The sequence below is a fragment of the Sphingomonas lacusdianchii genome (genome assembly GCF_022664395.1).
GTDB classification, from domain to species: Bacteria; Pseudomonadota; Alphaproteobacteria; order Sphingomonadales; family Sphingomonadaceae; genus Sphingomonas; species Sphingomonas lacusdianchii.
Window position 1 is genome coordinate 46695 of sequence record NZ_JAKRET010000003.1, and the last position, 25224, is coordinate 71918.

Genomic DNA, 25224 nt, shown 5'->3' on the forward strand with positions numbered 1-25224 from the left:
ATAGCGTCTCTGGCGGTCCGCGCAACCTTGAAGCGGCGGCGACCCGTCTCTAAAGCAGCCTCCTTTCATTCCTCTCGATCGGTTGCACGGATGCTCGGTTTCTTCAGGCGCATGACCAAGTCGAAGGTCGGCATCTTCATCGGTCTGCTGCTGCTGGTGGTGATTGCCGTTGGGTTCGCGATGGCGGATATCCAGGGCCTGCGTCCCGCTTCGATGGGCGGTGCCGGCGCGGCGGTGGCGAAGGTCGGCGATCAGGAGATCAGCGACGCAGCGCTGCGCGAGCGGATCCAGAACGACGTGCAGAACGCGGCACAGCGCCAGCCGGGGCTGACCGCCGCGCAGTATATTGCGGCGGGCGGGTTCGAGGGGTCGCTGGAACGCGCCATTTCGGATTCGGCGCTGATGCAGTTCGCCCGGGATCACGGGCTGGTGGTCAGCGACCGCTATATCGACGGACAGATCGCCAGCCTGCCGGCATTTCAGGGGCTGGACGGCAAGTTCAGCCAGCAGGCGTTCGACCAGGCGCTGGCGCGCGCGCGGATCACGCCGCAACAGCTGCGTGACGATTTCCGTCGCACCGTGCTGACCCGGATGATGCTCGGCCGTACGATCGAGAACAGTTTCCTGCCGCAGCAGCTGGCGCTGCCCTATGCCTCGCTGTCGAAGGAATCGCGCACCGGTCAGGTCGCGATCGTGCCGACGGCGGCACTGCCCGCGCCGGCGGCACCGACCGACCAGCAGTTGCAGGCCTATTACACCGCCAATCAGGGCCGCTACACGATCCCCGAACGCCGGGTGATCCGCTATGCGATCGTCAGCCCGGCGAGCGTCGCGGCACAATCGGCCCCGACCGATGCCGAGATTCAGGCGGCCTATCGTGCGAACGCCGCGCGCTTCGCTGCGTCGCAAACCCGCACCGTGTCGCAGGTCGTCATCGCCGATCAAGCGGCAGCGAACCGCGTCGCGCAGGCGGTACGCGGTGGCCAGAGCGTCGCCGCTGCCGCTGGTCCCCTGGGGCTGGAGGCAACGACGCTGACCGGTCAGACGCAGGGCCAATTGGCCGCACGGACGTCGGCGGACATCGCCAAGTCGGCCTTTGCCGCGCAGCAGGGCGCGGTGATCGGCCCGGTCCGCGCGCCGCTCGGCTTCGTGGTGCTGAAGGTCGATGCGGTCACGCAGGTTCCCGGCAAGACGGTTGAACAAGCGCGTCCCGAACTGGTCGCCGAGCTGACCAAGACCAAGAGCGCGACGGCGCTGGGTGCGGTGCAGGAAAAGATCGATGGCGGCATCACCGATGGCGCGACCTTCGACGAAATCGTTGCCGATGCCAAGCTGACCGCACAGGCGACCGCCCCGATCACCGCGCAGGGGATCGACCCGATGAAGCCCGGCCAGCCCGACCCGGCGATCGCCCCGATCGTCGAGGCGGGCTTCGCTGCCGAAGCAGGCGACGCGCCGCAGATCGTGCAGACCCAGGCCGACGGTACCTTCGCGCTGGTCGCGACCGGCGACGTGACCCGCGCCGCGCCGCGTCCGCTGGCCGAAATCCGCGAGCAGGTGGTCGGCCAGTATCTGAAGGATCAGGCGATGAAGGCGGCGCGGGTGATCGCGCAGCAGATCCTGAACAAGGTCAATGGCGGCATGCCGCTGAACACCGCGGTCGCCCAGTCGGGTGCCCGCCTGCCCGCCCCGCGGCCGGTGACCGCATCGCGTCAGCAATTGTCGCAACTGGGTGCGCAGGTGCCTCCCGCGTTGTCGCTGATGTTCGCGATGGCACCGAAAAAGGCCCGATTGACCGCCGCCCCGGACGGCGAAGGATGGATCGTCGTCTATCTCGATTCGATCGCGCGGGGCGATGCGAGCAGCGACAAGGCTGCGATCACCGGGATCGGGCGCGAACTGGGGCGGCTGAGCGGCAACGAATATGCCGAACAGTTCGTCGAGGCGGTGCGGCGGCAGGTCGGCGTGACCAAGAATGGCGCGACGATCAGCCGTCTGCGCGGTGAACTGGCCGGGTCGGCCGCGCCTGCCGCGCAATGAACGGCGTCGAAGGGGTAACGGCGGCGCAGGCCGCGCTGGCGGCAGATCGTCCCGCGCTGCTGTGGACGACGCGTGTCGCCGATACCGAAACGCCGGTCGCCGCTGCGCTGAAACTAATCCAGCCGGGACGCGGCGACTTTCTGCTCGAATCGGTCGAGGGCGGTTCGGTGCGCGGTCGCTACAGTCTGCTGGGCCTCGCCCCCGATCTGGTGTTCCGGGCGGAGGGGGATGACGCGGCGATCAATCCGCGCTGGCTGACCGATCGGGAAGCGTTCGCGCCGTGCGGCGAGCCGACGCTGGCGGCGCTGCGGACGCTGGTCGGGCAGTGCCGGATGGACGTACCTGCCGCGCTGCCGCCGGCGCTGGCATGTCTGGTCGGCTATTTCGGCTATGAGACGGTCGGGCTGGTCGAGCAACTGCCGCAGGCGGCCGAGGATGCGCTGCGCCTGCCCGACATGATGTTCGTGCGGCCGACGGTGCTGCTGGTGTTCGACCGGCTGTCGGACACGCTGTTCGTCGTCGCCCCGGTATGGCCGGGGGCGTCGGTCGAGCGATCGGTCGAACGGATCGAGGCGACCTGTGCCGCGCTCGACGCCGCTACCCTGCCCGCCTCCACCCGGCTGACCGAAGCCCCCGAGATGGCGCTGACGCCGACGCTGCCGGCGGGTCGCTATGGCGAGATGGTCGCGGCGGCGAAGGAATATATCGCGGCGGGCGATATCTTTCAGGTCGTGCTGGCGCAGCGCTTTACCAGCCCCTTCCCGCTGGAGCCGTTCGAGCTGTACCGCGCGCTCAGGCGAATCAATCCCTCGCCCTTCCTCTACCATCTCGACCTGCCGGGCTTTGCGCTGACCGGGTCGAGCCCCGAAATCCTCGTGCGGTTGCGCGATGGCGAGGTGACGATCCGCCCGATCGCCGGCACGCGCCCACGGGGCGCCACAGCGGCGGAGGACGAGGCGAACCGGACCAGCCTGCTCGCCGATCCGAAGGAACGTGCCGAGCATCTGATGCTCCTCGACCTTGGCCGCAACGATGTCGGCCGGGTCGCATCGAGCGGCAGCGTGCGGGTGACCGACAGCTATACCGTCGAATTCTACAGCCATGTGATGCACATCGTGTCGAACGTCGTCGGCACGCTGCGCCCGGATGCGGATGCGCTGGACGCGCTGTTCGCGGGGTTCCCCGCCGGCACCGTATCGGGTGCGCCCAAGGTGCGGGCGTGCCAGATCATCGCCGAACTGGAGCGCGAACGGCGCGGTGCCTATGCCGGGGGGGTCGGCTATTTCAGCCCCGACGGGTCGATGGATTCGTGCATCGTGCTGCGTACCGCGGTGGTCAAGGATGGGGTGATGCACGTCCAGTCGGGCGCGGGCATCGTCGCCGACAGCGACCCGGCCTATGAACAGCGCGAGTGCGAGGCGAAGGCCGGCGCGCTGCTGGCGGCGGCGCGCGAGGCGGTGGCGCAGGCGGCAAAGGCCCGTTTCGGACAATAGGCGCGGAAGTTGACGAAGTTTGCGCTACGTTAAGGTTGCGCGGCGTAGTCGTGTGAGCGCAGTTGGCGGGCAAGATGTTGACTTTGCTCGACTTTGCTGCGGCATAGTGATTCGGCGGACGCGTGGAAGTTGACACGTGCGGGCCGCGAGCGAGGAAGGCCATGGACAATATCCGCCGCGCGACGTTGCAGGATATCGATCGCGTCGTCCCGCTGTTCGACGCGTATCGACAATTTTACGGCCAAGCCAGCGACTTAGCGGGTGCGCGCCGGTTCCTGACCGAGCGGACCGAACAGGGGCAGTCGGTGATCCTGATCGCCGGGGACGATGCGGGCTTCGCGCAACTTTATCCGAGCTTTTCGTCGGTGCGGATGCAGCCGACGATGATCCTGAACGACCTGTATGTCCGGCCCGAGGCGCGCTGTCGCGGAATTGGCGCGGCGTTGCTGCATGCCGCCTGCGACGTCGCGCGCGACAGCGGAGCGGCGCGGATGTCGCTGTCGACCGCGGTCGACAACAGCGCGGCGCACGCGCTGTATGTCCGTGCCGGATGGACGCGCGATGCGCAGTTCCATACCTACGCGATCGCGATCGGGTGAGTTTACCGGCGAAAGAGCGGTGCGACGCTAGCGCGGGGCGCCGGTTGTAGGAAAGCGTCCGCGCTACCGCCTGAGCGCGATCCAGCCGAGCCATAGCCAGCCGATAATCATCGCCAGCCCCCCGAGCGGGGTGATCGGGCCAAGAACGCCGCGCGGGCCGCCGAGCGCCATCGCGTAGAGCGACCCGCCGAACAACAACCCGCCTACCACGAACAGCCAACCCGGCCCGCGCGCGCCGAGGTTCAGCGCGACCAGCGCGGCGATGGCATGGGCGAGCTGATACTGGCCGCCGGTCTTGAACCAGTCGACCGCCGGGCCGGAAGCACCATGGGCGCCGAACGCGCCGGCAGCGACGGCCATGGCCCCGGACAGGGCGGCGGCGAGCAGGAGGAGGTTCATCGGCTGGCTCCGGTCATGGTCGTTGGCGGCGAACAGGGGCTATCCCCGGACGATCCGCAAATAGGCGTCGAGCACCGCCTGGTTGGCGCGGTCCCATTCATATTCCTTGGCGTCTTCATGCCCGGCAAGGCCCATATGCCAGCGCAGATTGGCATCTTCGCACAGCCGGGCGATGGCGTCGGCATAGGCAGGCACGTCGCGCGGCGGCACAAGGAAGCCGGTGCGGCGGTCGTCGACCAGCCCGACCGCGCCCGATGCACGCGCGGCGACGACCGGCACGCCGGCCGCCATCGCCTCCAGCGTGACATTGCCGAACGTCTCGGTGATCGAGGGGTTGAAGAATACGTCCATCGACGCGACGGCGCGGCCCAGATCGTCGCCCGCCTGAAAACCGGCGAATACCGCGTGCGGCACACGTTCGGCGAACCAGTCGCGCGCCGGACCTTCGCCGATCACGAGGATGCGATGCCTGACGCCGCGCCGCTGCAATTCGGTGGCGACGTCGGAAAAGATGTCGAGCCCCTTTTCCAGCACCAGCCGCCCAAGGAAGCTGACCGCGACCTCGTCATCGCCGATGCCGATCGAGCGGCGCCAGTCGAGATCGCGCATCGCCGGGTTGAAGCGGTGGTGATCGACACCGCGCGACCAGATGCCGATCGGGCTGGTGACGCCCCAGTCCTGCAACAGCTCGGCCATGCCTCGGCCGGGCACCATCACCTGATCGGCGCGGTTGTAGAAGCGCTTCGACAGGGCCAGCGCCAGCGGCCCGAGAAAGCCGATGCCATAATATTGCGGATAGGTTTCGAAGCGGGTGTGGAGCGAAGCGAGCGTCGCTATCCCCCGTTTCCGGCCCCAACTAAGTGCGCGGTGGCCAAGAATGTCGGGCGCGGAGACATGGACGATATTCGGCCGGAACGCTTCGAGATCGGCGCGGGTCTTTGCCGTCAGTCCGCGGGCGAGCTTATATTCGCCGCGTCCGCCCGGCATGCCATAGGCCGGCACGCTGACCAGATCGCCGGTCGGGGGGAATGCCGGATGGGCAACGGTCGGCGAATAGACGCGCAGCGCCACGTCACGGTCGAGCAGATGCCTGGCAAGGCGGTTCAGCGCCTGGTTCGCGCCGTCGCGGACATAGTTATAGTTTCCGCTGAACATCGCCACGCGGAGTTGGGAAGCCTTCATCGCCGCGCCATAGCGCGGGTGCGCGCCGTACGCCACCGGAACGCATGCGACCGCAGACAGTTGACCGGGCCGGCAACAGGAGTGGACAGATGAGCGACAGCTACAAGAAGGGCGAGAAGGTCAAATGGTCGTGGGGCAACGGTACCGCCGAGGGCAAGGTCGAGGAACGATTTGAAAAGCGGGTCCAGCGCACGATCAAGGGCAGCAAGATCACCAAGAACGGGACGAAGGACAATCCGGCCTATCTGATCGAGCAGGAGGACGGGACGAAGGTGCTGAAGCGCGGGAGCGAGCTGGATTAGGTCGAAGCGCTATTCCGCGATTCCGACATATGCTCGCCCGTACCGCGCCGGCGGGACCCTTGCGAACGTTCCCTGTCGTACCCCAGGGTACGCGGGATCAGCAACTTAACGGGACGACATGACCTGACTCGTTCGTTGTAAGTAGCCATTAAGCCTGTCGAAATGGCGTATCGAAGGACCGTCTGCGGCCGGTGCTTCGATACGGGTCTTCGACTTCGCTCAGCCCCTACTCAGCACGAACGGTTCTGCCTGCTGTCATCACGTTATTAAGCGTGCGACGTTCGCAGCGCGCTCAAGCTAGGCAGGCGCGACCATTTGCCCGACGCTACGCCACCGCCACCCGTCGCCGGTCCCATAGCCGGTTGACCCGTCCCTGCGCCGGACGCTCGACGTAGCGATACAGCACCTCCGACGACAGGATCACCGCGACGACATACAGCGCCAGCACCCACGCAGGCGCCACCGCCGCATCGGCGACGAACAGCAGTTTGAACACGAACCACAGCAGGAAGTGACCGAGATAGGTCGCATAGCTGATCTCGCCCAGCCGGTGGATCGGCCACCATTCGAGCGGATTGCCCCGCCGGTTCGACAGGATCGCACACGCCAGCAACAGGCAGGCCAGCGCCGGCGGCAGCGCATGGGGTTCGGGCAGCAGCCGCAACCCCCATCCGACGACCAGCGCCCCGGCCAGCAGCACCGCCGCCCCGGCAACCGCATCGCGTTGCCGCCACCGCACCCACAGCGCCCCGATCGCGGTGCCCGCCGCGAACTGGATGACGCACCGGGCCACCGCAAAGCGCCGCAGGTCGGCACCCAGCCCGTCCTGCCCGGCAAGCGGCAGCAGTCCGAACAGCAGCACGGCGATCACCGCGACCAGCGCCCAGCTCGGCATGCGCCGCCAGTCGATCGTCACCGCCAGCACCGGGAACAGCAGATACGCCGCCGACTCCGCCGAGATCGACCATGCCGGATCGTTCCACGCCAGCGGTTCGACAAACCCCCAGCTTTGCAGCAGCACGATATGGAGCGGCAGATCCGCGAAGGGGAAGCGTTCGATATCGCGTCCGCTCGCCGCCAGCACGACCGCCAGCACCACCGCGAACGCAAGCACGAACAGGTGCAGCGGCCAGATGCGCGCCATCCGCTTCCACAGGAAGCGCCCGGCCTCGGCAAAGCCGCGTTCCCGGAACCGCTGCCCCCATGACAACCAGATCACGAACCCCGACAGCAGGAAGAAGAAATCGACCGCCAGATAGCCTTTGGCGATTGCCGATTCGACCGCAGGATGCAGCGTGCCCATCGATCCGCGCAGATGGAACAACACCACCCACCATGCCGCGACCCCGCGCGCACCGGTCAGCGCCTTCAACTCGTTCATGCTGCGATCGTCCCCGCCTTACGCCGTTGCAGCGGTCGCCACGCCGCCTCGGCCCGTTTGCGCGCCAGATAGGTGTCGAGGCCGATCTGCGCGCCGATCAGCATGAAGACAAATGGTTGAAAAGCGATGGCGATGAAGTTCGCGCCGAACAGATAGACGATATGCCCGTTCTGAAGCGCGGCGGCGAGCGGCACGACCCAAGTCTCGCCCGCATCCGCCTTCGCATAGCGCCGCCGCAGCACTTCCATCCGAAACAGCCCGCCCAGATTGATCGCCAGCCACAGGAACAGCCCCGGCCAGCCCTGTTCGCCCAGCATCTCGAAATAGGCCGAGTGATAGGCCCGCGCCTTGTCGACCTCGAGGCTGCGCTCGACCGTCCGGTTGCCGCCCTCGCCGACCACGGCAACCTTCTCATAGCGGATGCGGTTCTGCAGGAACGCGTTGAAGCCGCCGCCGAACGGGTTCTGCTGCACATAGTCGAGCGTCCAAGCCCATACCGCCAGCCGCGTCGATGCCGATGCGTCGGCCTGATAGGTGCCGATCGTCTCCATCCGTTGGGTGAAGGCGGAGGGGAGGAAGGGCAGCGCCAGCATCCCCGCCGCCCCGGCCAGCGCCAGATAGGTCAGCCGCCGCTTGACGTCGCGCAACATCAGCAGGCCGAGCAGGCCGATGCACAGCAGCCCGGTCCGCGTCGACGTGCCGACCGGGATGAGCAGGCAGGAGAAGACCAGCGCGAAGCAGAAAGTCCGCACCCGCCAGTCGGGCGCGAACACCGTGCCGAACCGGCTGAACCACAGGATCAGCGGAATGATCGCGATCGCGACCGTCGAGATGGTCGATCCTTCGTACAGCCCGGCATTGTTCGACACCATCAGGTTCAGCTCGCCATAGCCGCCGCCCGACCCCAGCGTCTTGATCCCGCCGACGATGATGATCGACGCTGCCGACAGCACCATGAACAGCAACAGCGATTCGATACGCAACCGCGTCCGCAGGGTGAGCGGGAGGAAGATGGCGAAGGCCAGCGCCTTCCACACCCATTCCCACTTATACTGCGCATCGACCGGGAAATCGGCGGTCTTCGTCGTCCACAGGCAGTAGAAAAGCAGCGCCAGCATCAGCAGCTGACGCGGTGCGATCCGCGTGTCGCGCTTGTCGTCGACCACCATCCACGCCGCGACCGACAGGCCCGCCGCGATCAACGAAATCGGCACCGAATTGAGCAGGATATAGGTCAGCCGCTGCGGCGAGACGATATCGATATAGACATAGGTGAGCACGAACACGAACGGCCGCCGCAACCCGGCGGCGAACAACGCGCACAGAAACGCAACGAAAACTAGGTCACGCACCCGGACGCCGACCCCGCCGCACCCGCGCCCTGACCGGCTCGCCCTCGCGATCCAGATCGTCGCGCCGCAGCAGCCGCCACACCACCAGCAGCATCAGGAAATGCGTGAGGCCCAGCGAGAAATTGTCGATCATCAGCAGACCTTTCGCGTTCGCCGCCAACATAAGGCGGCGAGGTTGCTGCGACGTTAAGCGCGATGGAACGCAGGAGCCAGCGCGCTACCCCGCGTCGTCGGCGACCGTGCCCGGCGCGGCGCTGACCCGGGCGTGGGTAAAGATCATCTCGCGACCCTGGCGCAGGTCGCCGGTCTCGGACTGCTGCATCAGCCGCTTCGCGTCGGTCTTGCGATACAGATCCTCGGTCCGGTCGATCTCGCCATCGTCGACGCCGACGCAGGTCATCGCAGCGCGGGCCATCGTCACCGCCGAATCGAGGACCTCACGGAACACGCCCTCGACCGGGGCGCCCGCCAGCTTGACCACCGCCCGCCGGTCGAAGGCCCGCACGAAGATGCCGGGCGTCGGAAACGCCTGATGGATCGCCGCGACCGAGTCGCCGTCGAGCGGATCGCCATCGACGCAGAACAGCAGGAGTTCGGCATCCTGCGCCCCCGCCAGCCGCAACAGGTCGATGCGGGTGCCGTCGCCATAATAGACCTTCATCCCGAAGCTGCCGGCGATCTCGATCATCTCGACGTCGTGGTCGATCACGGTGACGCTGATCCCCTGCGCCAGCAGCATCTGCGCCACGGTCTGCCCGAACCGGCCATAGCCGACGACGACCGCGCTGGCCCCGTCATGGCGGGGACCTTCGGGGGTGTCGCCATGCTTCTTGTCGGGATCGGCGCGGAAGCGGCGTGTCGCCATCATCAGGAACGGCGTCGTCGCCATCGACAGGGTGACGATCGCGCCGAACACGCTGGCCGCCTCTGGCGCGATCAGCAGCGCGTTCTGCGCCTGCGCGAATAGCACGAAGCCGAATTCGCCGCCCTGGCTCAGCAACAGCCCCAGCGCCAGCGCCCCGCGCCACGGCATCCCGAACAGCCGCCCAAGACCGAAGATCACTACCCCCTTGGTCGCGATCAGCGCGATCGCCATGCCGACCACGAACACCGGCCGTTCGACGATCGCGCCGAGGTCGAGCATCATGCCGACCGCGAGGAAGAACAGCCCGAGCAGGATCGACCGGAACGGCTCGACATCGGCCTCCAGTTCGTGGCGATACGGGCTGTCGGCCAGCATCACCCCGGCGATGAACGCGCCGAGCGCGGTCGACAGCCCCAGCGCCTGCATCACCGCCGCGCTGGCGATCACGGTGAACAGCCCGGCGAACACGAACATCTCGCGCTCGCCCATATTGCCGATCAGGCGGAACATCGGCCTAAGCAGGAACCGCCCGGCAAGGATCAGCCCGACGACCGCGCCGACCGTCCACAGCCCCAATTGCCATCCCGGCGGTCCACCGGCATCGGCCGGATTGCGCGACAGCGCGGCGACGATGGTGATGAGCGGGACGATCGACAGGTCCTGGAACAGCAGGATTGCGAAGGCGCGCTCACCGAACGGCGTCTTCATGCGCCCTGCGGATTGCAGCATCGGCAGCACCTGCGCCGTCGACGACAACGCCAGCGGCAGGCCGAGCGCCAGCGCGGCGGCCCAACTAAAATGCGTCGCCAGCCACACCACGCCGGTAATCGCGACACCGCACAGCACAACCTGCATCAGCCCGAGGCCGAAGATATCGCGCTTCATCTGCCACAGCCGCGACGGGCTGAGTTCGAGACCGACGAGGAACAGCAGCAGCGTGATGCCAAGTTCGGCGATCGCCAGTTTGGATTCGGCATTGCCGACCAGTCCCAGCACCTGCGGCCCGACCACCGATCCGGCGACCAGATAGCCGAGCGTCGCGCCCAGCCCCAATTTGCGGAAGATCAGAACGAAGATCAGCGCCGCGCCCAGCAACGGCGCGAAATCATGCAACAGCGACGCGGTGCCATGCTCCATCAGGCGGCAGCCCGCTGCCCGGCGATCGCCGCCGCCTCGGCCGCCGCTTCGAACGCCAGCCGGATCGAGGCATGGCGTGCGCTATGCGGGCGCGCCGGTTCGAACAGCGTCAGTCCGGGCCAATCGGGCGCATCGCCTTCCCCCGCCAGCCAAGCGGTCAGCGCGTCGCGCGCGGCGGCGAGTTCCGCTGCGCTCCGCCCGACGATCCGGCGCGCCAGCAGCGCCGACGATGCCTGTCCCAACGCACAGGCGCGCACCAGCATGCCGACCGCTGCGACCCGGCCGTCTTCATCCAGCGCGATATCGACCGTCACCCGGCTTCCGCAGATCGGCGATCGCTTCTCGACGCTGGCATGGGGGTCGGGCAGGCGGACGGTCTGCGCGGTCTCGGCGGCGAGGCGGAGGATTTCGGTATTGTAGAGATTGGCGGTCACGCGACCGGATGTAGGGCGCGATCGTGACGCTGGCGAGTCGGTCGCGCGATTATTCGCCGAACACCGGCTCGCCGCGCCGCCGGCGATCGATGAAATCGACTACGCTGGCGCTGGTCGCATTGAGCAGCGGATAGGTCCGCGCGTCCTTGATCCACACCGGCCGCCGCGTCGGCCCGCCGCCGATGAAATCGGCCGCCAGCAGTAACAGGAGAAAGGCGAGGCTGGTCAGGATCAGTCCCTTGAGCGCGCCGAAGCCGAAGCCCAGCGCCCGGTCGACCGGTCCCAGTACCGACGCCCGCGTCCGCGCGCCGATCGCGTTGGCGACCAGCCGCCCGGCGAAATAGCCGACCCCGGCGATCAGCGCGAAGGCAAGCGTCGCGGCGCCCCCGGCGGTGCCGGTCGGCCCGACCAGCGCGGCGGCGACCGGCGTGTGGAACAGCTTGAGCGCCAGCACGACCAGCACCCACGCGCCAAGCGACAGCACCTCGGTCACGAATCCGCGCAGGAAGCCGAGCACCGCCGCACCGCCGACGGTGAGCAGAACGGCAATGTCGAGCGAGGTCAGACCCATGGCGCGGCTATGCCGGGCGCAGCCGAAATTGTCGAGCACCCCCAATCCTCCCCGGCACGGGGAGGGGGACCATGCGGAGCATGGTGGAGGGGGGCTGTCCGCATACGGTACCGGTGCCTTGCGAGGCAAACCCCCTCCACCAGCTTCGCTGGTCCCCCTCCCCGCGAGCGGGGAGGATCAGATCAGCGCCCCAACATGTAATCCACGAAGCGCGGCAGATCCTTGAACCCCGACAGCTTGACCGCGCCGCCTTCGGCACTTTGCGCCGACGGCACCAGCGCCCGCCCGAACCCCAGCTTGCCCGCCTCCTTCAGCCGCAACGCGCCATGCGCCACCGGCCGCACCTCGCCCGACAGCGCGATCTCACCGAACACGATCGCATCCGACGGCACCGGCCGTTCCGACAAAGCCGATACCAAAGCCGCCGCTACCGCTAGGTCCGCTGCCGGATCAATCACCCGGTAGCCGCCAGCGATGTTCAAATAGACTTCGGCGGTCGCGAACGCCAAACCGCACCGCGCCTCCAGCACCGCAAGGATCATCGCCAGCCGCCCGGAGTCCCATCCGACCACTGCCCGCCGGGGCGTCGCACCCGATGCCAGCCGCACCGTTAGTGCCTGTACCTCGACCAGCACCGGCCGCGTGCCCTCCAGCGCCGGGAACACGACGGTGCCGGTAACATTCTCGTCACGACTTGTCAGGAATAAGGATGAAGGATTTGAAATTTCCGACAATCCTTCGCTTTCCATCGCAAAGACGCCGATCTCGTCGGTGCCGCCGAAACGGTTCTTCACCGCGCGCAGGATGCGATATTGATGACTGCGCTCGCCCTCGAACGCCAGCACCGTATCGACCATATGCTCCAGCACGCGCGGGCCGGCGATCGACCCGTCCTTGGTGACATGCCCGACTAGCACCACCGCCGTGCCGCGTTCCTTGGCGAAGCGGATCAATTCGCCCGACGAGGCGCGCACCTGGCTGACCGTGCCGGGCGCCCCCTCGATCAGGTCGCTATGCATCGTCTGGATCGAATCGATGATGAGCAGGTCCGGTGCCGCCGATCCGCCGAACGTCGTCAGGATATCGCGCACCGACGTCGCCGCCGCCAGTTGCACCGGCGCGGTACCGAGGCCCAGCCGCCGCGCGCGCAACCGGACCTGATCGGCCGCTTCTTCGCCAGATACATAGGCGACGCTTTTGCCCGCTAGTGCCAGCTTCGCTGCCGCCTGCAACAACAGGGTGGACTTGCCGATACCGGGGTCGCCGCCGATCAGCGTCGCCGACCCCTCGACGAACCCGCCACCCAGCGCGCGGTCTAGTTCGGCGATGCCCGTCGTCAGCCGCTCGGGCAGGGCGATATCGGTATCCAGCCCCGACAACAGGATCGGCCGCCCGCCGCTTTGCAGATTATGCCGCGCGGAAAAGGGGGTGACGACCGCCCCGGCATCCTCGACCAGCGTGTTCCAGTCGCCGCAATCGGCACATTGCCCCGCCCATTTCGACGAGACCGATCCGCATTGCTGACAGACATAGCGCTTTTGGGGTTTTGCCATGACCCGCGCCCTAGCAGAGCCGGAACGAAAGGGGAATATCCGCGAGTATCTGCAACCGGATCCCCAGAGGTGCCCCTTCCGCCTTCGGCTTCGCGCGTGGACTTCGGCGCTTAGGGATTGCCGGTGCGGGAACGACGAACGGCGGGGTTCGGGGCGGAGGTCGCTCCGCCCCGCCCTGCTTACGCCTCGGCCAGTTCGCTCTCGATCGCCTCGATCATCGCCTTCGAAAAGGCGGGGATGTCGTCGGGCTTGCGGCTGGTGATGAGGTTGCCGTCGATCACGACCTGTTCGTCGACCACTTCGGCGCCGGCGTTTTCGAGGTCGGTGCGCACCGATGGCCAGCTGGTCACGCGTCGGCCGTCGACGACGTCGGCCTCGACCAGCAGCCAGGGGGCGTGACAGATGGCAGCGACGATCTTGTCATCGTCCATGAATTCGCTGACGATCTCGACCGCACGTTCCTCCATGCGCATCTTGTCGGGATTGCCGACGCCGCCGGGCAGCAGCAGCGCGTCGAATTGTTCGGTATCGACATCGTCGAGCGTCAGGTCGGGCGTAATCGTCCGCGCCTTTTCACTGTCGTTGACGACGCCCTGGATCGGATCGGTCTTGATCGAGGCAAGCGTCACCTGCGCCCCGGCATCGAGCAGCGCCTGACGCGGGTCGAACAGTTCGGATTCCTCGAACCCGTCGGCGGCAAGGATCAGCACGCGGGCATTGGCGAGGTCGGCCATCGGTAATCTCCTGTTACGGTCCGCTCCTAACCGGCCGGCTCCGGCCGGGTTCCGGAACGAAGCGACGAGCCGAACATTGATCGGGTCATCTGCAGGGACAGCCCGATGGACACAGCCGAAGACGACCTCCCCTGCCCCGCCGGCTGCAACTTTTCCGATTGCGAGGCGGCAGGGATCACCCGCAAGAAGCTGACGCGCGGCTGGGGCTATTACGACGCGGACGGCGAACGGATCACCGATCGCGACGAGATCGACCGGCTGAACGCCATCGGCCTCCCCCCCGCCTATCGCGACGCATGGTATTGCCCAGACCCGTCCGGTCATATCCAGGCGATCGGGTGGGACGACAAGGGCCGCAAGCAATATCGATACCACGCCGATTTTCGCGAGGCGCAGGAAACGGCGAAATATGATCGCTGCGCCGCGTTCGGCCATGCGCTGCCCAAGCTGCGCGCACAGGTCGAGCGCGATCTGGCCAAGCGCGCACTGTCGCGCGAACGGGCGGTGGCGGCGGTGGTGCGGCTGCTCGATCTGGGTCGGGTGCGCGTGGGCAATGAAGGCTATGCGCGGGTCAACAAGAGTTTCGGCGCGACGACGTTGCGCAAGCGCCACGCCAAGCTGACCGGTACCCGATTGAAATTGCAGTATAAGGCGAAGTCGGGAAAGCTGCGGGTGCTGACCATCACCGATCGGTCGCTGGCAAGCTTCGTCCGGAAATGTCAGGACCTGCCTGGACAGCATCTGTTCCGCTGGGTCGACAGCGACGGCGAAACGCACCCGGTCACCTCCAGCGACGTCAACGCCTATATCCGCGAGGCGATGGGCGGGGACTTTACCGCCAAGCATTTCCGGACATGGGGGGCAAGCGTGCTGGCCTTCACCTCGCTGGCCGAGGCGGAGCAGAACATCAGCCTGAAGACGATGCTCGGCCCGGTGGTCGATGCGCTGGGCAATACGCCGGCGATCGCGCGCAAATCCTATGTCCATCCCTTGCTGGTCGATCTGGTCAAGGACGGGCAGACCGCGTTTCGCGAGACGCTGCGCCTGCCCCGCTCCGCCAAGCATCTCAGCCGTCACGAACGCGGGCTGATCGCGCTGCTCGAAGCGCAGGCCAAGGTCGCCGAAGCCGCCTGAAAGGATCGCATGACCGTCAATAGCAGTTCGCCCGCCGCGACGGTCGAAAAGAGTTTCAACGCCGATCAGGCACAGGCACAGGCGCGGCTGCTGTTCCAAGACAGCGCGCGGTGGATCGCCGACAACTGGTTGCAGGTATTGGTGGCACTCGGCGTCGGCGCGGCGATCGTCGTCGTGCTGCTGGTCGTGCGGCGCTGGGGCGTGCGGCTGTGTCGCAACGACCGCGCCGGATGGGGAACGGTCGCCGGACGGGCGGTGGCGCGGACCAGCATCTTCTTCATGGTGATGCTCGCCGCGAAGCTGGTCGATGGCTATGCCAGCGCGCCGCCGATGGTGACGGCGACGATCGAGTTCCTGTTCACCGTGGCGGCCGTGTTCCAGGCGGCGATCTGGGCGCGCGAAGTGATCCTCGGCGTGGTCGAGCGGCGGACGGCGAGCGACCATTATCATGGCGAGGCGCTGGCATCGGCGATGGGGCTGATCCGGCTGCTGGTCACTTTCGCATTGTTCTCGATCGCGCTGATCGTGGTGCTCGACAATCTGGGCGTGAACGTCACCGGGCTGGTCGCGGGGCTCGGGGTCGGCGGCATCGCCGTCGGTCTGGCGGCGCAGGGAATCTTCGCCGATCTGTTCGCGGCGCTCTCGATCATCTTCGACAAGCCGTTCCGGCGCGGCGACAATGTCAGCTACGACCAGACCAACGGATCGATCGCCGAAATCGGACTGAAATCGACGCGCATCCGGTCGATCACCGGCGAAGAGCGGATCATCTCGAACAAGAATCTGCTCGACAAGGAGATCACCAACAACAGCCGCCGCGAGCATCGCCGCGCGTCGTTCGTGATCGGCGTCACCTATCAGACCGATCCCGATACCTGTGCGCGGATCCCGGCGATGCTGCGCGAGATCGTCGAGGCCGAACAGCGCGTGTTCGTGCGCTGCGGCTTTGTCGGCTTCGGGGCGTCGAGCCTCGATTTCGAAGTGATCTTCGATTCGCCGGGCGTCGATTATGCGGCCTTTTACGACGGGCGGACCGCGGTCGGCATCGCCATCCTGCGGCGCTTCAACGCCGAGGGGATCGAGATCGCCTATCCGACGCAGGTCAATCTGACGGCGCGTGCCGACGGGTCGATCGTCGACCCTGCCGCTGCGGCAAGCTGAATTTTTCGAACATAGGGTTTGGATCGCCGGGACGTCGGCAATGCCACTTTCCCGGTTTCGGTGTGTTCCCGCTTGCGATTGCGCGGGTCGTGCCGCTATGCTTCCTCCGAATGAGGGAGAGGTCGGTGACGGCGATCACGGCGGAGGCGATGGCGGAACGGATCGGCAGCGAATGGCTGTCGGACTGGATGCTGCTCGACCAGTCGCGGATCACCGCCTTCGCAGACGCGACCGACGATCACCAGTTCATCCATGTCGATCCGCAGGCCGCCGCCGCGACGCCGTTCGGCGGCACGATCGCGCATGGCTTCCTGCTGTTGTCGCTGCTGCCGAAACTGGCGGCAAGCAGCGGAATGCCGGCGGTGTCGGGCGCGCGCATGGAAATCAATTACGGCGGCAACCGCGTGCGTTTCGTCCGGCCGGTGCGGTCGGGGTCACGCATTCGCGGGCGCTTCACGCTGATGGCGCTCGACCAGAAGCGGCCTGGCCAGTGGCAGCAGACCATCACCTATGCCGTCGAGGTCGACGGTAGCGACCAACCCGCGCTGATCGCCGAATGGATCAGCCAGATCTTCACCTGAACCCGAGGACCATCATGCGCTCAGCCGTCATCGTTTCGACCGCCCGTACCCCGATCGGCCGCGCCTATCGCGGGGCGTTCAACAACCTGCCCGCACCGACGCTGGCCGCGCATTCGATCCGCGCGGCGGTCGAACGCGCCGGGATCGAGGGGGGCGAGGTCGACGACGTGCTGTTCGGCGCAGCGCTGCAACAGGGACATCAGGCGGGTAATATCGCGCGGCAGGCGGCGTTGCGGGCCGGTCTGCCGGTGACGGTGTCGGGCATGTCGATCGACCGGCAATGCGCCAGCGGGCTGATGGCGATCGCCACCGCCGCCAAGCAGATCGTCCACGACCGCATGGACATTTGCGTCGCGGGCGGCGTCGAATCGATCAGCCTCGTCCAGACGCCGCAGATGCGGATCGCCGCCGATCCCGAATTGCTGGCGATGCAGGGCGATATCTACATGCCGATGCTGCAGACGGCCGAGATCGTCGCCAAACGCTACGGCATTTCGCGCGATCGGCAGGACGAGTATGCGCTCCAGTCACAGCAGCGCACCGCCGCCGCCCAGGCCGGCGGGCTGTTCGATGCCGAACTGGTGCCGGTGACCGCGACGATGAACGTCGTCGACAAGGCGACCAAGGAAGTGTCGACGCACGAAGTCACGCTGACCAAGGACGAAGGCAACCGCGCCGACACGACGCTGGAGAGATTGCAGTCGCTGAAGCCGGTGATGGGCGAACAGGCGGTCATCACCGCGGGCAATGCCAGCCAGTTGTCGGACGGGTCGTCATCCTGCGTGCTGATGGAAGAGTCGGTCGCGTCGGCGCGCGGGTTGCAGCCGCTGGGCCGCTATGTCGGCATGGCGGTCGCCGGCACCAAGCCCGATGAAATGGGCATCGGGCCGATCTATGCGGTGCCGAAGCTGCTCGAGCGTTTCGACCTGACAATGGACGATATCGGGCTGTGGGAGCTGAACGAAGCGTTCGCGGTGCAGGTGCTGCATTGCCAGGACGTGCTGGGCATTCCGAACGACCGGCTGAACGTCAATGGCGGCGCGATCTCGATCGGGCATCCCTATGGCATGTCGGGCGCGCGGATGACCGGGCATGCGCTGATCGAGGGCAAGCGGCGCGGGGTGAAATATGTCGTGGTGACGATGTGCGTCGGCGGCGGCATGGGCGCTGCCGGGTTGTTCGAGGTGCTCTGAAGGTTTGGGGTGTCGCTCGCGTTGGTGGACACCCCCTCTCCCAACCCTCTCCCGTGAAGGGGAGAGGGCTTTTTCAGCCGATGCGTTGCATCCAGCCATGCGGATCGTTGCTGCGACCGCGCTGGATGTCGGTCAGTTGCTTGAGCAGCGCCTGGGTGCGCTCGCCCGGCCGGCCGCCGCCGATCTGAAAGCTGAAATCGGCCGAAGACACCTTGCCGATCGGGGTGACGACGGCGGCGGTACCGCAGGCGAACGCCTCGACCAGACGGCCGCTGGCGGCGTCGGCCTGCCACTGGTCGATCGAATAGCGTTCCTCGCGGACCTCGATCCCCTGATCGCGCGCCAGCGTCAGGATCGAATCACGGGTGATGCCGGGCAGGATCGTGCCGGTCAGCGGCGGGGTCAGCATCGTGCCGTCGTCGAACACGAAGAAGATGTTCATCCCGCCCAGTTCCTCGACCCAGCGGCGTTCGGCCGCATCGAGGAACACGACCTGATCGCAACCCTGCCGGATCGCTTCCGACTGGGCGAGCAGGCTGGCGGCGTAATTGCCGCCGCACTTGGCGTCGCCGGTGCCGCCGGGCGCGGCGCGGGTAAATTCCTTCGACACCCAGAGCGACACGCTCTTGGCGCCGCCGGGCCAGTAATTGCCGACCGCCGAGGCGATGACGCAGTAGAGATATTCCGCCGAAGGCTTCACGCCGAGGAACGTCTCGCTCGCGATCATGAACGGGCGCAGATACAAGGCGCTACCCTCGCCCGCCGGGATCCAGTCACGCTCGGCCAGCGTCAGTTCGCGGCACGAGGCGACGAACAGATCGTCGGGCAGTTCGGCCATGGCAAGCCGGTGCGCCGAGCGGCGGAACCGGGCAGCATTCTGTTCAGCACGGAACAGCGCGACACCGCCATCGGGCAGGGTATAGGCCTTGAGCCCCTCGAAGATTTCCTGCGCATAATGAAGGACGGCGGCGGCGGGGTCCATGACGATCGGCGCGCGTGCGGTGATCTTCGCGTCGTGCCAGCCCTTGTCCTCCGACCAGCGCATCGTCGCCATATGGTCGGTGAAGACGCGCCCAAAACGCGGATTTACGATCCGCGCCACCCGCTCGCTCGCCGCGACCGGGGTCGCATGGGGTTCGAAGGCGAAGGTCGGCTGCGTCATGGCGTCCTCATGGATGAATGCTTGCGGTGGACTAGGCCGGATGGCAGAAATGGTCAACATGACTGCCCCAATATCGCCCGCCCAGCCCATGGCTGCATCCGCGCTGTTCCTGCGCGAGGCCGAGGTAAGGCGCGGGATCGAACTGCTTTATTTCGGCTACAGCCATTTGACGCGCTCGATCGACGAAGCGTTGGCCGCGCAGAATCTGGGGCGTGCGCATCACCGCGCGCTGTATTTCATCGCAAGGCGGCCGGACCTGTCGGTCAGCGAGTTGCTGCGGTTGCTGGCGATCACCAAACAGTCGCTTGGGCGGGTGCTGAACGACCTGTCGGCGCGTGGGCTGGTCGAGAGCCGGGCGGGCGACCGCGATGCGCGGCAGCGACTGCTGAAACTGACGACCGAGGGACAGGCGCTGGAGGCGCGGCTGTACGAGATGCTGAACGCCAAATTGTCGCGCGCCTATTCGGGTGCGGGGCAGGATGCGGTCAGCGGCTTCTGGGCAGTGCTCGAGGGGCTGATCCCGGCGGGGGACAAGGCGGCGGTGGCGGCGCTGGGGCGGTAGGTCAGCGCGCTTCGTCGGCCATTCGCTGGTCGAGCCGCTGCGTCGCGGCGGCGGCATAGGCACGGCAGCCGTTCCGATCGACCAGAGGCTTGGTGCGTGCCAGCCGTTCGGCCATGTCGCTCGCGCCCGGATGCGGGGTGAGGACGATGTCGCACGGGAGTGCCGCGACCCTGGCGATCGTCTGGCGCAGCCGCGCGACATAGGCCGGATGGTCGCGGAAGCGATAGGCGTCCGACGATACCGCCGACAGGCTGTCGGCGAAGACGATGGTGCGGCACGTCCCGCCTTCACACGACCGCCACGACCAGCTCATACCGTCGGGCGAATGGCCCGGGGTCAGATGGGCGGTGAGGCGGAGCGGACCGAGCGTCACCGGCTGCCCGTCGGTCAGGATGCCGGCTGCGGGAACGCGTTCCACGGGGGAGAGGATGTCGCGCTGCGGATCGTCGGCGGCGAACCGGCCGCGTTCGACCACCTCGCGCGCGGCGGCACTGGCGAGCAGTGTCGCGCCGGTCGCACGGCGGAGCGCGGCGAGGCCGCCGGCATGGTCGATATGGCTGTGACTCATCAGCAACAGCTTCACGTCCTGCGGCCGGAAACCGAGCTTCCGGATGTTGGCGACGATCGACGGCACCGCCTCGGCGGTCGCAGCGTCGATGACGATATGCCCCTTCGGTCCGGCGATCAGCAGGACGGTGATACCGCAGGTGCCGATATCATAGACGTTGCCGTAGATGCGGACCGGCGGGGCGGGATCGCTCCAACCGTCCTTGCCGGCGCATTGCCGCGCGCGAGCGGCTACGTCGGCGGGCGGCGCAAGCGGCGCGGCGACCGCCAGCAAAGCGGCGACGATCATGCCCGACCCCGTGCCGCCGCCGCCATCTCGGCATTGCGCCGTTCGGAAGCAGCCAGCGTCGCGGCGAGCAGGCGTTTGAGCGCATCATCGTCGTCGAGGACGTTCAAGCCCTGTCGTGTCGAACCGCCGGGGCTGGCGACACGATCGGCCAGCGTCGCGGGCGGGACATCGGCATCGGCCGCCATCGTCGCCGATCCCTGCACCGTGGCAATGGCGAGACGCTGCGCCTGCGCTTCCGGCAGGCCAAGTGCCGTGCCGGCCGCCGCCAGCGCGTCGATGAAGCGGAACACGAAGCCCGGACCGCAGCCCGACAATGCCGTGACCGCATCGAACAATGCGGCATCGTCGATCCATTCGACCAGCCCCAGCGGCCGCATCAACGTCTCTGCCGTCGTGCGTGCGTCCGCATCCGATCCGTGCGAATGCAGCGCGACGACCCCCTGCCCGATCGCGACCGGCAAATTGGGCATGGCACGAACGATCGTCCCCGCATCGAACCGGTGAGCAAGCGCGGCTTCCTCGACGCCGGCAAGGATCGATATCAGCAGCGGCACGCCGGCAATGTGCGGCGCGAGCGCGGAGGCGACCGTGTCGAGTTGTTGCGGCTTCATCGCCAGCACGACGATCGCCGGCCGCTCGACCGGCGGCGTGGTCGCATGGGCGACGCCGCCGGGCAGGTCTCGCGGCGTCCGGGTAATGACCGTGACCGCCGCCGGATCGACACCGTCGGCGATCCATCGATCGAGCATCGCCCCGCCCATATTGCCGCAGCCGATCAGCCACAGCGGTCCGGGCAGGACGATCATGCCTCGCCCTGCGTCTCGATCATCGACGCGGCGATCGCTTCCTTCGGCGTCTTGCCGCCCCACAGCACAAACTGGAACACCGGATAGAAGCGTTCGCATTCGTCGATCGCCGCATCGATCATCAATTCGGCCTGATCGATGGTCAGCGCCGGTTCGTCGCCCAGCATCGCCGCGTGGCGATAGAGCAGGATGCCGCTCGACGACCAGAGTTCGAAATGGCCGATCCACAGCTGTTCGTTGATCAGCCCGATAGTTTCGTAGATCGCGCCGCGCCGTTCGTCGGCGACGCGGATATCGGGGAGCGCTAGGAATTGCAGGACGCCATCTTCTCCGCGCCAGATCGCGCGGAGCTCGAATTCGGTCCAGCTCCCCTTCACATTCGCGACGATCTCGTCGCCGTCACGCTCATGTTTCCAGCCGTGCGCCGCGAAATAGCGCTCCAGCGTATCGATCGGCACGGCGTCGTCGCCGTCCTCTTCCACTTCGTCCAACATCATCCCCACGCCATAGACCCGCGCACTGCCCCCGTCACGCGCCAAGGCGCGCGACCCGCGGCGCGAATCAGAGCGCGCCCTCACCCGCGCCGGGTGCATCGGGCGAGACCGGCTGTGCAACGCGCTGGCTGGCCTCAAGCGCGTCGAGCCGGGCGCGCAGCGCGTCGGCTTCGTCGCGGGCGGCGACGGCCATGGCCTTCACCACCTCGAATTCGTCGCGGCTGACAAAATCCATGCCGCCGAGGAACGTCTTGGCCCGCTCACGCGCAGCAGCCTCGCCTTCGCGGGCCATGCCGGCGATGGTGCCGGCGGCGCCGTTCACGAACTTGGCGAAATCGTCGAACAGGCGATTGTCGGACTGCATGGGAAATCCTTCCTTTGGCTGGGCGTCAATCCGCCCGCCGTCAAAGTGCGATTTGGGTGGAATGGGCCGGCGGCACAAGGGTTTCGGCGTCGGGATTAAGCCGGTCGATCTGCCAGTTGAGCGCCGACGCGACCACCAGCCACGCCAGATACGGCACCAGCAGCCACGCCGCGAGCGGACGGATCCGGCCGAAGGCGAAGGTCGTCGCCAGCGCCACGAAGAAGAGTGCGACGACCACGAACAGGGCCGCCGTCACCTGATGCGCACCGAAGAACAGCGGCGACCACACCAGGTTCAGCGCCATCTGTACGACGAACAGTCCGATCGCGACCCCGCGCCCCCGCGCGCCGCGCGCGCTCAGGACGATGGCGAGCGCAAGGCCGAGCAGGACGTAGAGGATCGACCATACCACCGGGAACGCCCATTCGGGCGGCCCGACCGGCGGCTGTTGCAGCATCCGGTACCAGCCATTCTGACTGCCCGACGCCACCAACTGGCCGGATGCGAAACCCAGCAGCAGGATCAGCGGCACGCACACCACGGCCCGCCGCAGGAACTCCGAACGCAACTGCCACTTCGACGCGATTTCGTTCATCCCGCCCCCCGGTGCCGGCCCCGCCCCATGCGCGGCCATACAGGCGGCAGTGCTTGCTGCGTGCGCTGCGTCATTGCAAGCCTAAGCGGCGGATTCGGGCGCGGTGGCGGCGATCAGGAACTCGATATTGCCTTCGGGACCGGTGATCGGGCTGCGATCGATGCCGATCACCTGCCAGCCGAGGCCGGTCAGCCATGCCGAGACTTCCTCGCAGACCCGGGCATGGATGGCGGGATCGCGGACCACGCCGCCCTTGCCGACCTCTTCGCGCCCCGCCTCGAACTGCGGCTTGATAAGCGCGAGCAGCCGTCCACCGGGCTTTACGAAGCCGAGGGGCACGGCAAGCACCTTGGACAAAGCGATGAAGCTGGCGTCGCAGACGACCAGATCGACGGACTCGGGAATATGCGCGGGCGTCAGCAGCCGCGCGCTCAATTGTTCGAGGACGATGACGCGCGAATCCTGGCGCAGCTTCCACGCCAGCTGGTTGGTGCCACTGTCGACGGCATAGACGCGTGTCGCGCCGCCGGTCAGCAGCACGTCGGTAAAGCCGCCGGTCGACGATCCGACATCGAGCGCGATCGCCTGCGCCACGTCCCAGCCGAAATGGTCGAGGCCGTGTGCCAGCTTCACCCCGCCGCGCGATACCCAGGGGTGATCGCGCCCGCGCACATCGAGCACCGCATCGTCGGGCAGTTGCTGGCCCGGCTTGTCGACCTTACGATCGCCCAAGAACACCAGCCCAGCCATGATGAGCGCCTGGGCGCGGGTGCGGCTCTCGGCGAGGCCGCGGTCGACGAGCATCTGGTCCGCGCGTTGCTTTGCCATGGCATGCGCATGGCGCGAGTTTCGACTGGTCGCAACCCTTGATCCGTTGGACGAATGGCTATTGCCTATTCGATCAGTAGGAATATCTTGTTCATCGGAGGCTGACCCGGACCCGACCCCCTCCCTAAAGCTGACGGGTCGGCCTTCACTGTTTCGAACCGAACCGCAGGAGAGTGACGATGGCGCAGTTTTCGACACCCCCGACGGTGCTGACCGTGCCCGGGTTGAACGGCTCCGGGCCGTCGCACTGGCAGACTTTGTGGGAACAGTCGCGGCCGGATACGGCGCGCGTCGAACTGGGGCTGTGGTCGCGGCCGTTGCGCAATGCATGGGTGACGAAGCTGGACCAGGCGATCCGGCAGGCACAGGCGCCGGTGGTGCTGGCGGCGCATTCGCTCGGCTGCCTTGCCGTCGCATGGTGGGCGCAATTGTCGTCGCAACCTTATGGCTGGCCGGTTGCCGGTGCCTTGCTGGTCGCGCCGGCGGATGTCGATCGTCCCGGCGCACCGCCCGAATTGCAGGGTTTCGCCCCTACACCGCGCTTCTCGCTGCCCTTCCCCTCGCTGGTGGTCGCATCGACCGACGATCCATGGGTGTCGATCGAGCGGGCGCATTCGATGGCAGTCGATTGGGGCAGCCATTTCGTCGATGCCGGCGCGCAGGGGCATCTGAACGCTGCCAGCGGCATCGGCTGGTGGGAAGAGGGGCAGGAACTGCTCGACCGCGTCATCGCCGCGTCGGGCGACGGCCATGGCCATGTCCGCCATCCCAGCGACGCGCGATCGGTGCTGGCCGTCAACGCGACCGAAGCGGCGCAGGGGCAGTTTCTGCGTTAAGCGAAGCGGATGGCGACCTTCAGCCGGGCGTCGATCACAAGCCCGTGCTGAAGGTCCTTGCTCCACAACCGCTCGCATCCCGCCGCCAGCGCAACGGCGGCGATCATACTGTCGTAGATGGTTAGGCAATAGCATTCGGCGATCCGCAGGCCGTCGCGATGGATCGCGTCGGTCAACGGGACGATCGTCGGGCACAGCACGCGCGACGCTGCGATCGCGTAGTGGATCGCCGGCCAGTCATAGCGTAGTTTCCGTCGGGCGACCGTCGCTAACTCGTTCAGCGACTGAACGCCGATCGTGCCGCCTTCCTCCAGAACCGCTTGCGCGCGCACCGCCTTGTCATCGTCGCCGAGCGCGTAGCTCAAGACGTTCGTGTCGAGAAAGTCAGCGCTCAACGCGCGTTGGCATCTTCGCGATCGAACTTGTATCCCCGCGGCAGGGGGCGCGAAAGCGCGCGCATGGCAGCCATCGCTTCGGCGCGGGTCATCGGTGAGTGGGCAACGCTCCGCCGCACCTCGACTCTATCGCCTTCGTGCGGGTCGAGGGTTTCGGCGACGTCGTCAGGAATGACGATGGAGAGCTTGTCGCCGATCTTTTCGACCTTCACCGG

Annotated in this window: 29 protein-coding genes; 10 read left to right on the forward strand and 19 right to left on the reverse strand. The window is 67.0% G+C overall.

The window, feature by feature from the left end:
* The first annotated feature begins 90 nt into the window (after window positions 1-90).
* From MF607_RS05105 to MF607_RS05115, 3 genes are all read left to right on the forward strand, one after another.
* A complete protein-coding gene (locus tag MF607_RS05105) occupies window positions 91-2040 on the forward strand; it encodes a peptidylprolyl isomerase (protein ID WP_242116499.1) in 1950 nt (649 codons plus the stop codon).
* Entirely contained in the window at window positions 2037-3533 is a 1497-nt protein-coding gene (gene trpE / locus MF607_RS05110) for an anthranilate synthase component I (RefSeq protein WP_242116500.1), read from the forward strand. Before MF607_RS05105 ends, trpE begins: the two co-directional genes overlap by 4 nt.
* Window positions 3534-3694: 161 nt before the next feature.
* On the forward strand, window positions 3695-4132 hold the full coding sequence (locus MF607_RS05115; protein ID WP_242116501.1) for a GNAT family N-acetyltransferase: 438 nt from the start codon (window positions 3695-3697) through the stop codon (window positions 4130-4132).
* Window positions 4133-4195: 63 nt separating this feature from the next.
* Here the strand turns inward: MF607_RS05115 and MF607_RS05120 are convergent, their stop codons facing one another.
* Together MF607_RS05120 and MF607_RS05125 are read right to left on the reverse strand one after the other, a co-directional pair.
* Window positions 4196-4531 (reverse strand): DUF423 domain-containing protein, encoded by a 336-nt coding sequence (locus MF607_RS05120; RefSeq protein WP_242116502.1) that lies wholly within the window; start codon window positions 4529-4531, stop codon window positions 4196-4198.
* Window positions 4532-4570: 39 nt separating this feature from the next.
* Window positions 4571-5713 carry a glycosyltransferase family 4 protein gene (locus MF607_RS05125; RefSeq protein ID WP_242116503.1) on the reverse strand — a complete coding sequence of 381 codons (1143 nt, stop codon included), beginning with the start codon at window positions 5711-5713 and terminating at the stop codon, window positions 4571-4573.
* A gap of 89 nt (window positions 5714-5802) precedes the next feature.
* Here MF607_RS05125 and MF607_RS05130 point away from each other — a divergent pair, with 89 nt between their 5' ends.
* Window positions 5803-6015, forward strand: coding sequence for a hypervirulence associated TUDOR domain-containing protein (locus MF607_RS05130; RefSeq protein WP_242116504.1), 213 nt, complete (start codon window positions 5803-5805; stop codon window positions 6013-6015).
* Window positions 6016-6340: 325 nt separating this feature from the next.
* Here the strand turns inward: MF607_RS05130 and MF607_RS05135 are convergent, their stop codons facing one another.
* The 8 genes from MF607_RS05135 to MF607_RS05170 all read right to left on the reverse strand — a co-directional run bounded on the left by MF607_RS05135 (window position 6341) and on the right by MF607_RS05170 (window position 14042).
* Entirely contained in the window at window positions 6341-7396 is a 1056-nt protein-coding gene (locus MF607_RS05135; RefSeq protein ID WP_242116505.1) for an acyltransferase family protein, read from the reverse strand.
* Entirely contained in the window at window positions 7393-8748 is a 1356-nt protein-coding gene (locus MF607_RS05140) for a DUF5935 domain-containing protein (protein WP_242116506.1), read from the reverse strand. The genes MF607_RS05135 and MF607_RS05140 overlap by 4 nt, the downstream gene beginning before the upstream one ends.
* Complete coding sequence (locus MF607_RS05145; RefSeq protein ID WP_242116507.1) at window positions 8741-8881, reverse strand: hypothetical protein; 141 nt, start codon at window positions 8879-8881, stop codon at window positions 8741-8743. The genes MF607_RS05140 and MF607_RS05145 overlap by 8 nt, the downstream gene beginning before the upstream one ends.
* 84 nt (window positions 8882-8965) lie before the next feature.
* The gene (locus MF607_RS05150; protein ID WP_242116508.1) at window positions 8966-10750 is read right to left on the reverse strand and encodes a cation:proton antiporter domain-containing protein; all 1785 of its coding nucleotides are present in this window, start codon (window positions 10748-10750) and stop codon (window positions 8966-8968) included.
* On the reverse strand, window positions 10750-11184 hold the full coding sequence (locus MF607_RS05155) for an iron-sulfur cluster assembly scaffold protein (protein ID WP_242116509.1): 435 nt from the start codon (window positions 11182-11184) through the stop codon (window positions 10750-10752). The genes MF607_RS05150 and MF607_RS05155 overlap by 1 nt, the downstream gene beginning before the upstream one ends.
* Window positions 11185-11233: 49 nt before the next feature.
* A complete protein-coding gene (locus MF607_RS05160; protein WP_242116799.1) occupies window positions 11234-11755 on the reverse strand; it encodes a CvpA family protein in 522 nt (173 codons plus the stop codon).
* A 182-nt stretch (window positions 11756-11937) separates the two neighbouring features.
* Window positions 11938-13308 (reverse strand): DNA repair protein RadA, encoded by a 1371-nt coding sequence (gene radA / locus MF607_RS05165; protein WP_242116510.1) that lies wholly within the window; start codon window positions 13306-13308, stop codon window positions 11938-11940.
* Window positions 13309-13487: 179 nt separating this feature from the next.
* A complete protein-coding gene (locus MF607_RS05170; RefSeq protein ID WP_242116511.1) occupies window positions 13488-14042 on the reverse strand; it encodes a type 1 glutamine amidotransferase domain-containing protein in 555 nt (184 codons plus the stop codon).
* A gap of 105 nt (window positions 14043-14147) precedes the next feature.
* On the opposite strand from MF607_RS05170, the gene MF607_RS05175 reads away from it, so the two are divergent.
* The 4 genes from MF607_RS05175 to MF607_RS05190 all read left to right on the forward strand — a co-directional run bounded on the left by MF607_RS05175 (window position 14148) and on the right by MF607_RS05190 (window position 18111).
* The gene (locus tag MF607_RS05175; protein ID WP_242116512.1) at window positions 14148-15176 is read left to right on the forward strand and encodes a DNA topoisomerase IB; all 1029 of its coding nucleotides are present in this window, start codon (window positions 14148-14150) and stop codon (window positions 15174-15176) included.
* 9 nt (window positions 15177-15185) lie between these two features.
* Entirely contained in the window at window positions 15186-16337 is a 1152-nt protein-coding gene (locus tag MF607_RS05180) for a mechanosensitive ion channel family protein (protein WP_242116513.1), read from the forward strand.
* Between the two features lie 125 nt (window positions 16338-16462).
* A complete protein-coding gene (locus MF607_RS05185) occupies window positions 16463-16918 on the forward strand; it encodes a MaoC family dehydratase (RefSeq protein ID WP_347340861.1) in 456 nt (151 codons plus the stop codon).
* A gap of 14 nt (window positions 16919-16932) precedes the next feature.
* A complete protein-coding gene (locus MF607_RS05190; protein WP_242116515.1) occupies window positions 16933-18111 on the forward strand; it encodes an acetyl-CoA C-acyltransferase in 1179 nt (392 codons plus the stop codon).
* Window positions 18112-18184: 73 nt separating this feature from the next.
* Here MF607_RS05190 and MF607_RS05195 read toward each other — a convergent pair whose 3' ends face one another.
* On the reverse strand, window positions 18185-19273 hold the full coding sequence (locus MF607_RS05195; protein ID WP_242116516.1) for a branched-chain amino acid aminotransferase: 1089 nt from the start codon (window positions 19271-19273) through the stop codon (window positions 18185-18187).
* Window positions 19274-19361: 88 nt separating this feature from the next.
* Here MF607_RS05195 and MF607_RS05200 point away from each other — a divergent pair, with 88 nt between their 5' ends.
* The gene (locus MF607_RS05200) at window positions 19362-19835 is read left to right on the forward strand and encodes a MarR family winged helix-turn-helix transcriptional regulator (RefSeq protein WP_242116517.1); all 474 of its coding nucleotides are present in this window, start codon (window positions 19362-19364) and stop codon (window positions 19833-19835) included.
* A gap of 1 nt (window position 19836) precedes the next feature.
* Here the strand turns inward: MF607_RS05200 and bla are convergent, their stop codons facing one another.
* The 6 genes from bla to MF607_RS05230 all read right to left on the reverse strand — a co-directional run bounded on the left by bla (window position 19837) and on the right by MF607_RS05230 (window position 23778).
* Window positions 19837-20691: a subclass B3 metallo-beta-lactamase gene (bla, locus tag MF607_RS05205; protein WP_242116518.1), complete on the reverse strand. Its 855-nt coding sequence runs from the start codon at window positions 20689-20691 to the stop codon at window positions 19837-19839.
* Entirely contained in the window at window positions 20688-21497 is an 810-nt protein-coding gene (gene proC, locus MF607_RS05210; protein WP_242116519.1) for a pyrroline-5-carboxylate reductase, read from the reverse strand. The genes bla and proC overlap by 4 nt, the downstream gene beginning before the upstream one ends.
* On the reverse strand, window positions 21494-21994 hold the full coding sequence (locus tag MF607_RS05215) for a type III secretion system chaperone family protein (RefSeq protein ID WP_242116520.1): 501 nt from the start codon (window positions 21992-21994) through the stop codon (window positions 21494-21496). Before MF607_RS05215 ends, proC begins: the two co-directional genes overlap by 4 nt.
* Before the next feature lie 64 nt (window positions 21995-22058).
* Window positions 22059-22355, reverse strand: a complete 297-nt coding sequence (locus MF607_RS05220) for an accessory factor UbiK family protein (RefSeq protein WP_242116521.1) — start codon at window positions 22353-22355, stop codon at window positions 22059-22061.
* A gap of 40 nt (window positions 22356-22395) precedes the next feature.
* The gene (locus tag MF607_RS05225; protein ID WP_242116522.1) at window positions 22396-22950 is read right to left on the reverse strand and encodes a TspO/MBR family protein; all 555 of its coding nucleotides are present in this window, start codon (window positions 22948-22950) and stop codon (window positions 22396-22398) included.
* Window positions 22951-23031: 81 nt separating this feature from the next.
* Window positions 23032-23778 (reverse strand): TlyA family RNA methyltransferase, encoded by a 747-nt coding sequence (locus tag MF607_RS05230; RefSeq protein ID WP_242116523.1) that lies wholly within the window; start codon window positions 23776-23778, stop codon window positions 23032-23034.
* A 179-nt stretch (window positions 23779-23957) separates the two neighbouring features.
* On the opposite strand from MF607_RS05230, the gene MF607_RS05235 reads away from it, so the two are divergent.
* Window positions 23958-24614: an RBBP9/YdeN family alpha/beta hydrolase gene (locus MF607_RS05235; RefSeq protein ID WP_242116524.1), complete on the forward strand. Its 657-nt coding sequence runs from the start codon at window positions 23958-23960 to the stop codon at window positions 24612-24614.
* Here MF607_RS05235 and MF607_RS05240 read toward each other — a convergent pair.
* Complete coding sequence (locus tag MF607_RS05240; RefSeq protein ID WP_277925739.1) at window positions 24611-25009, reverse strand: PIN domain-containing protein; 399 nt, start codon at window positions 25007-25009, stop codon at window positions 24611-24613. The two genes, MF607_RS05235 and MF607_RS05240, sit on opposite strands and share 4 nt — an antisense overlap.
* Window positions 25006-25221 carry a hypothetical protein gene (locus MF607_RS05245; RefSeq protein ID WP_242116526.1) on the reverse strand — a complete coding sequence of 72 codons (216 nt, stop codon included), beginning with the start codon at window positions 25219-25221 and terminating at the stop codon, window positions 25006-25008. The genes MF607_RS05240 and MF607_RS05245 overlap by 4 nt, the downstream gene beginning before the upstream one ends.
* Window positions 25222-25224: the final 3 nt, after the last annotated feature.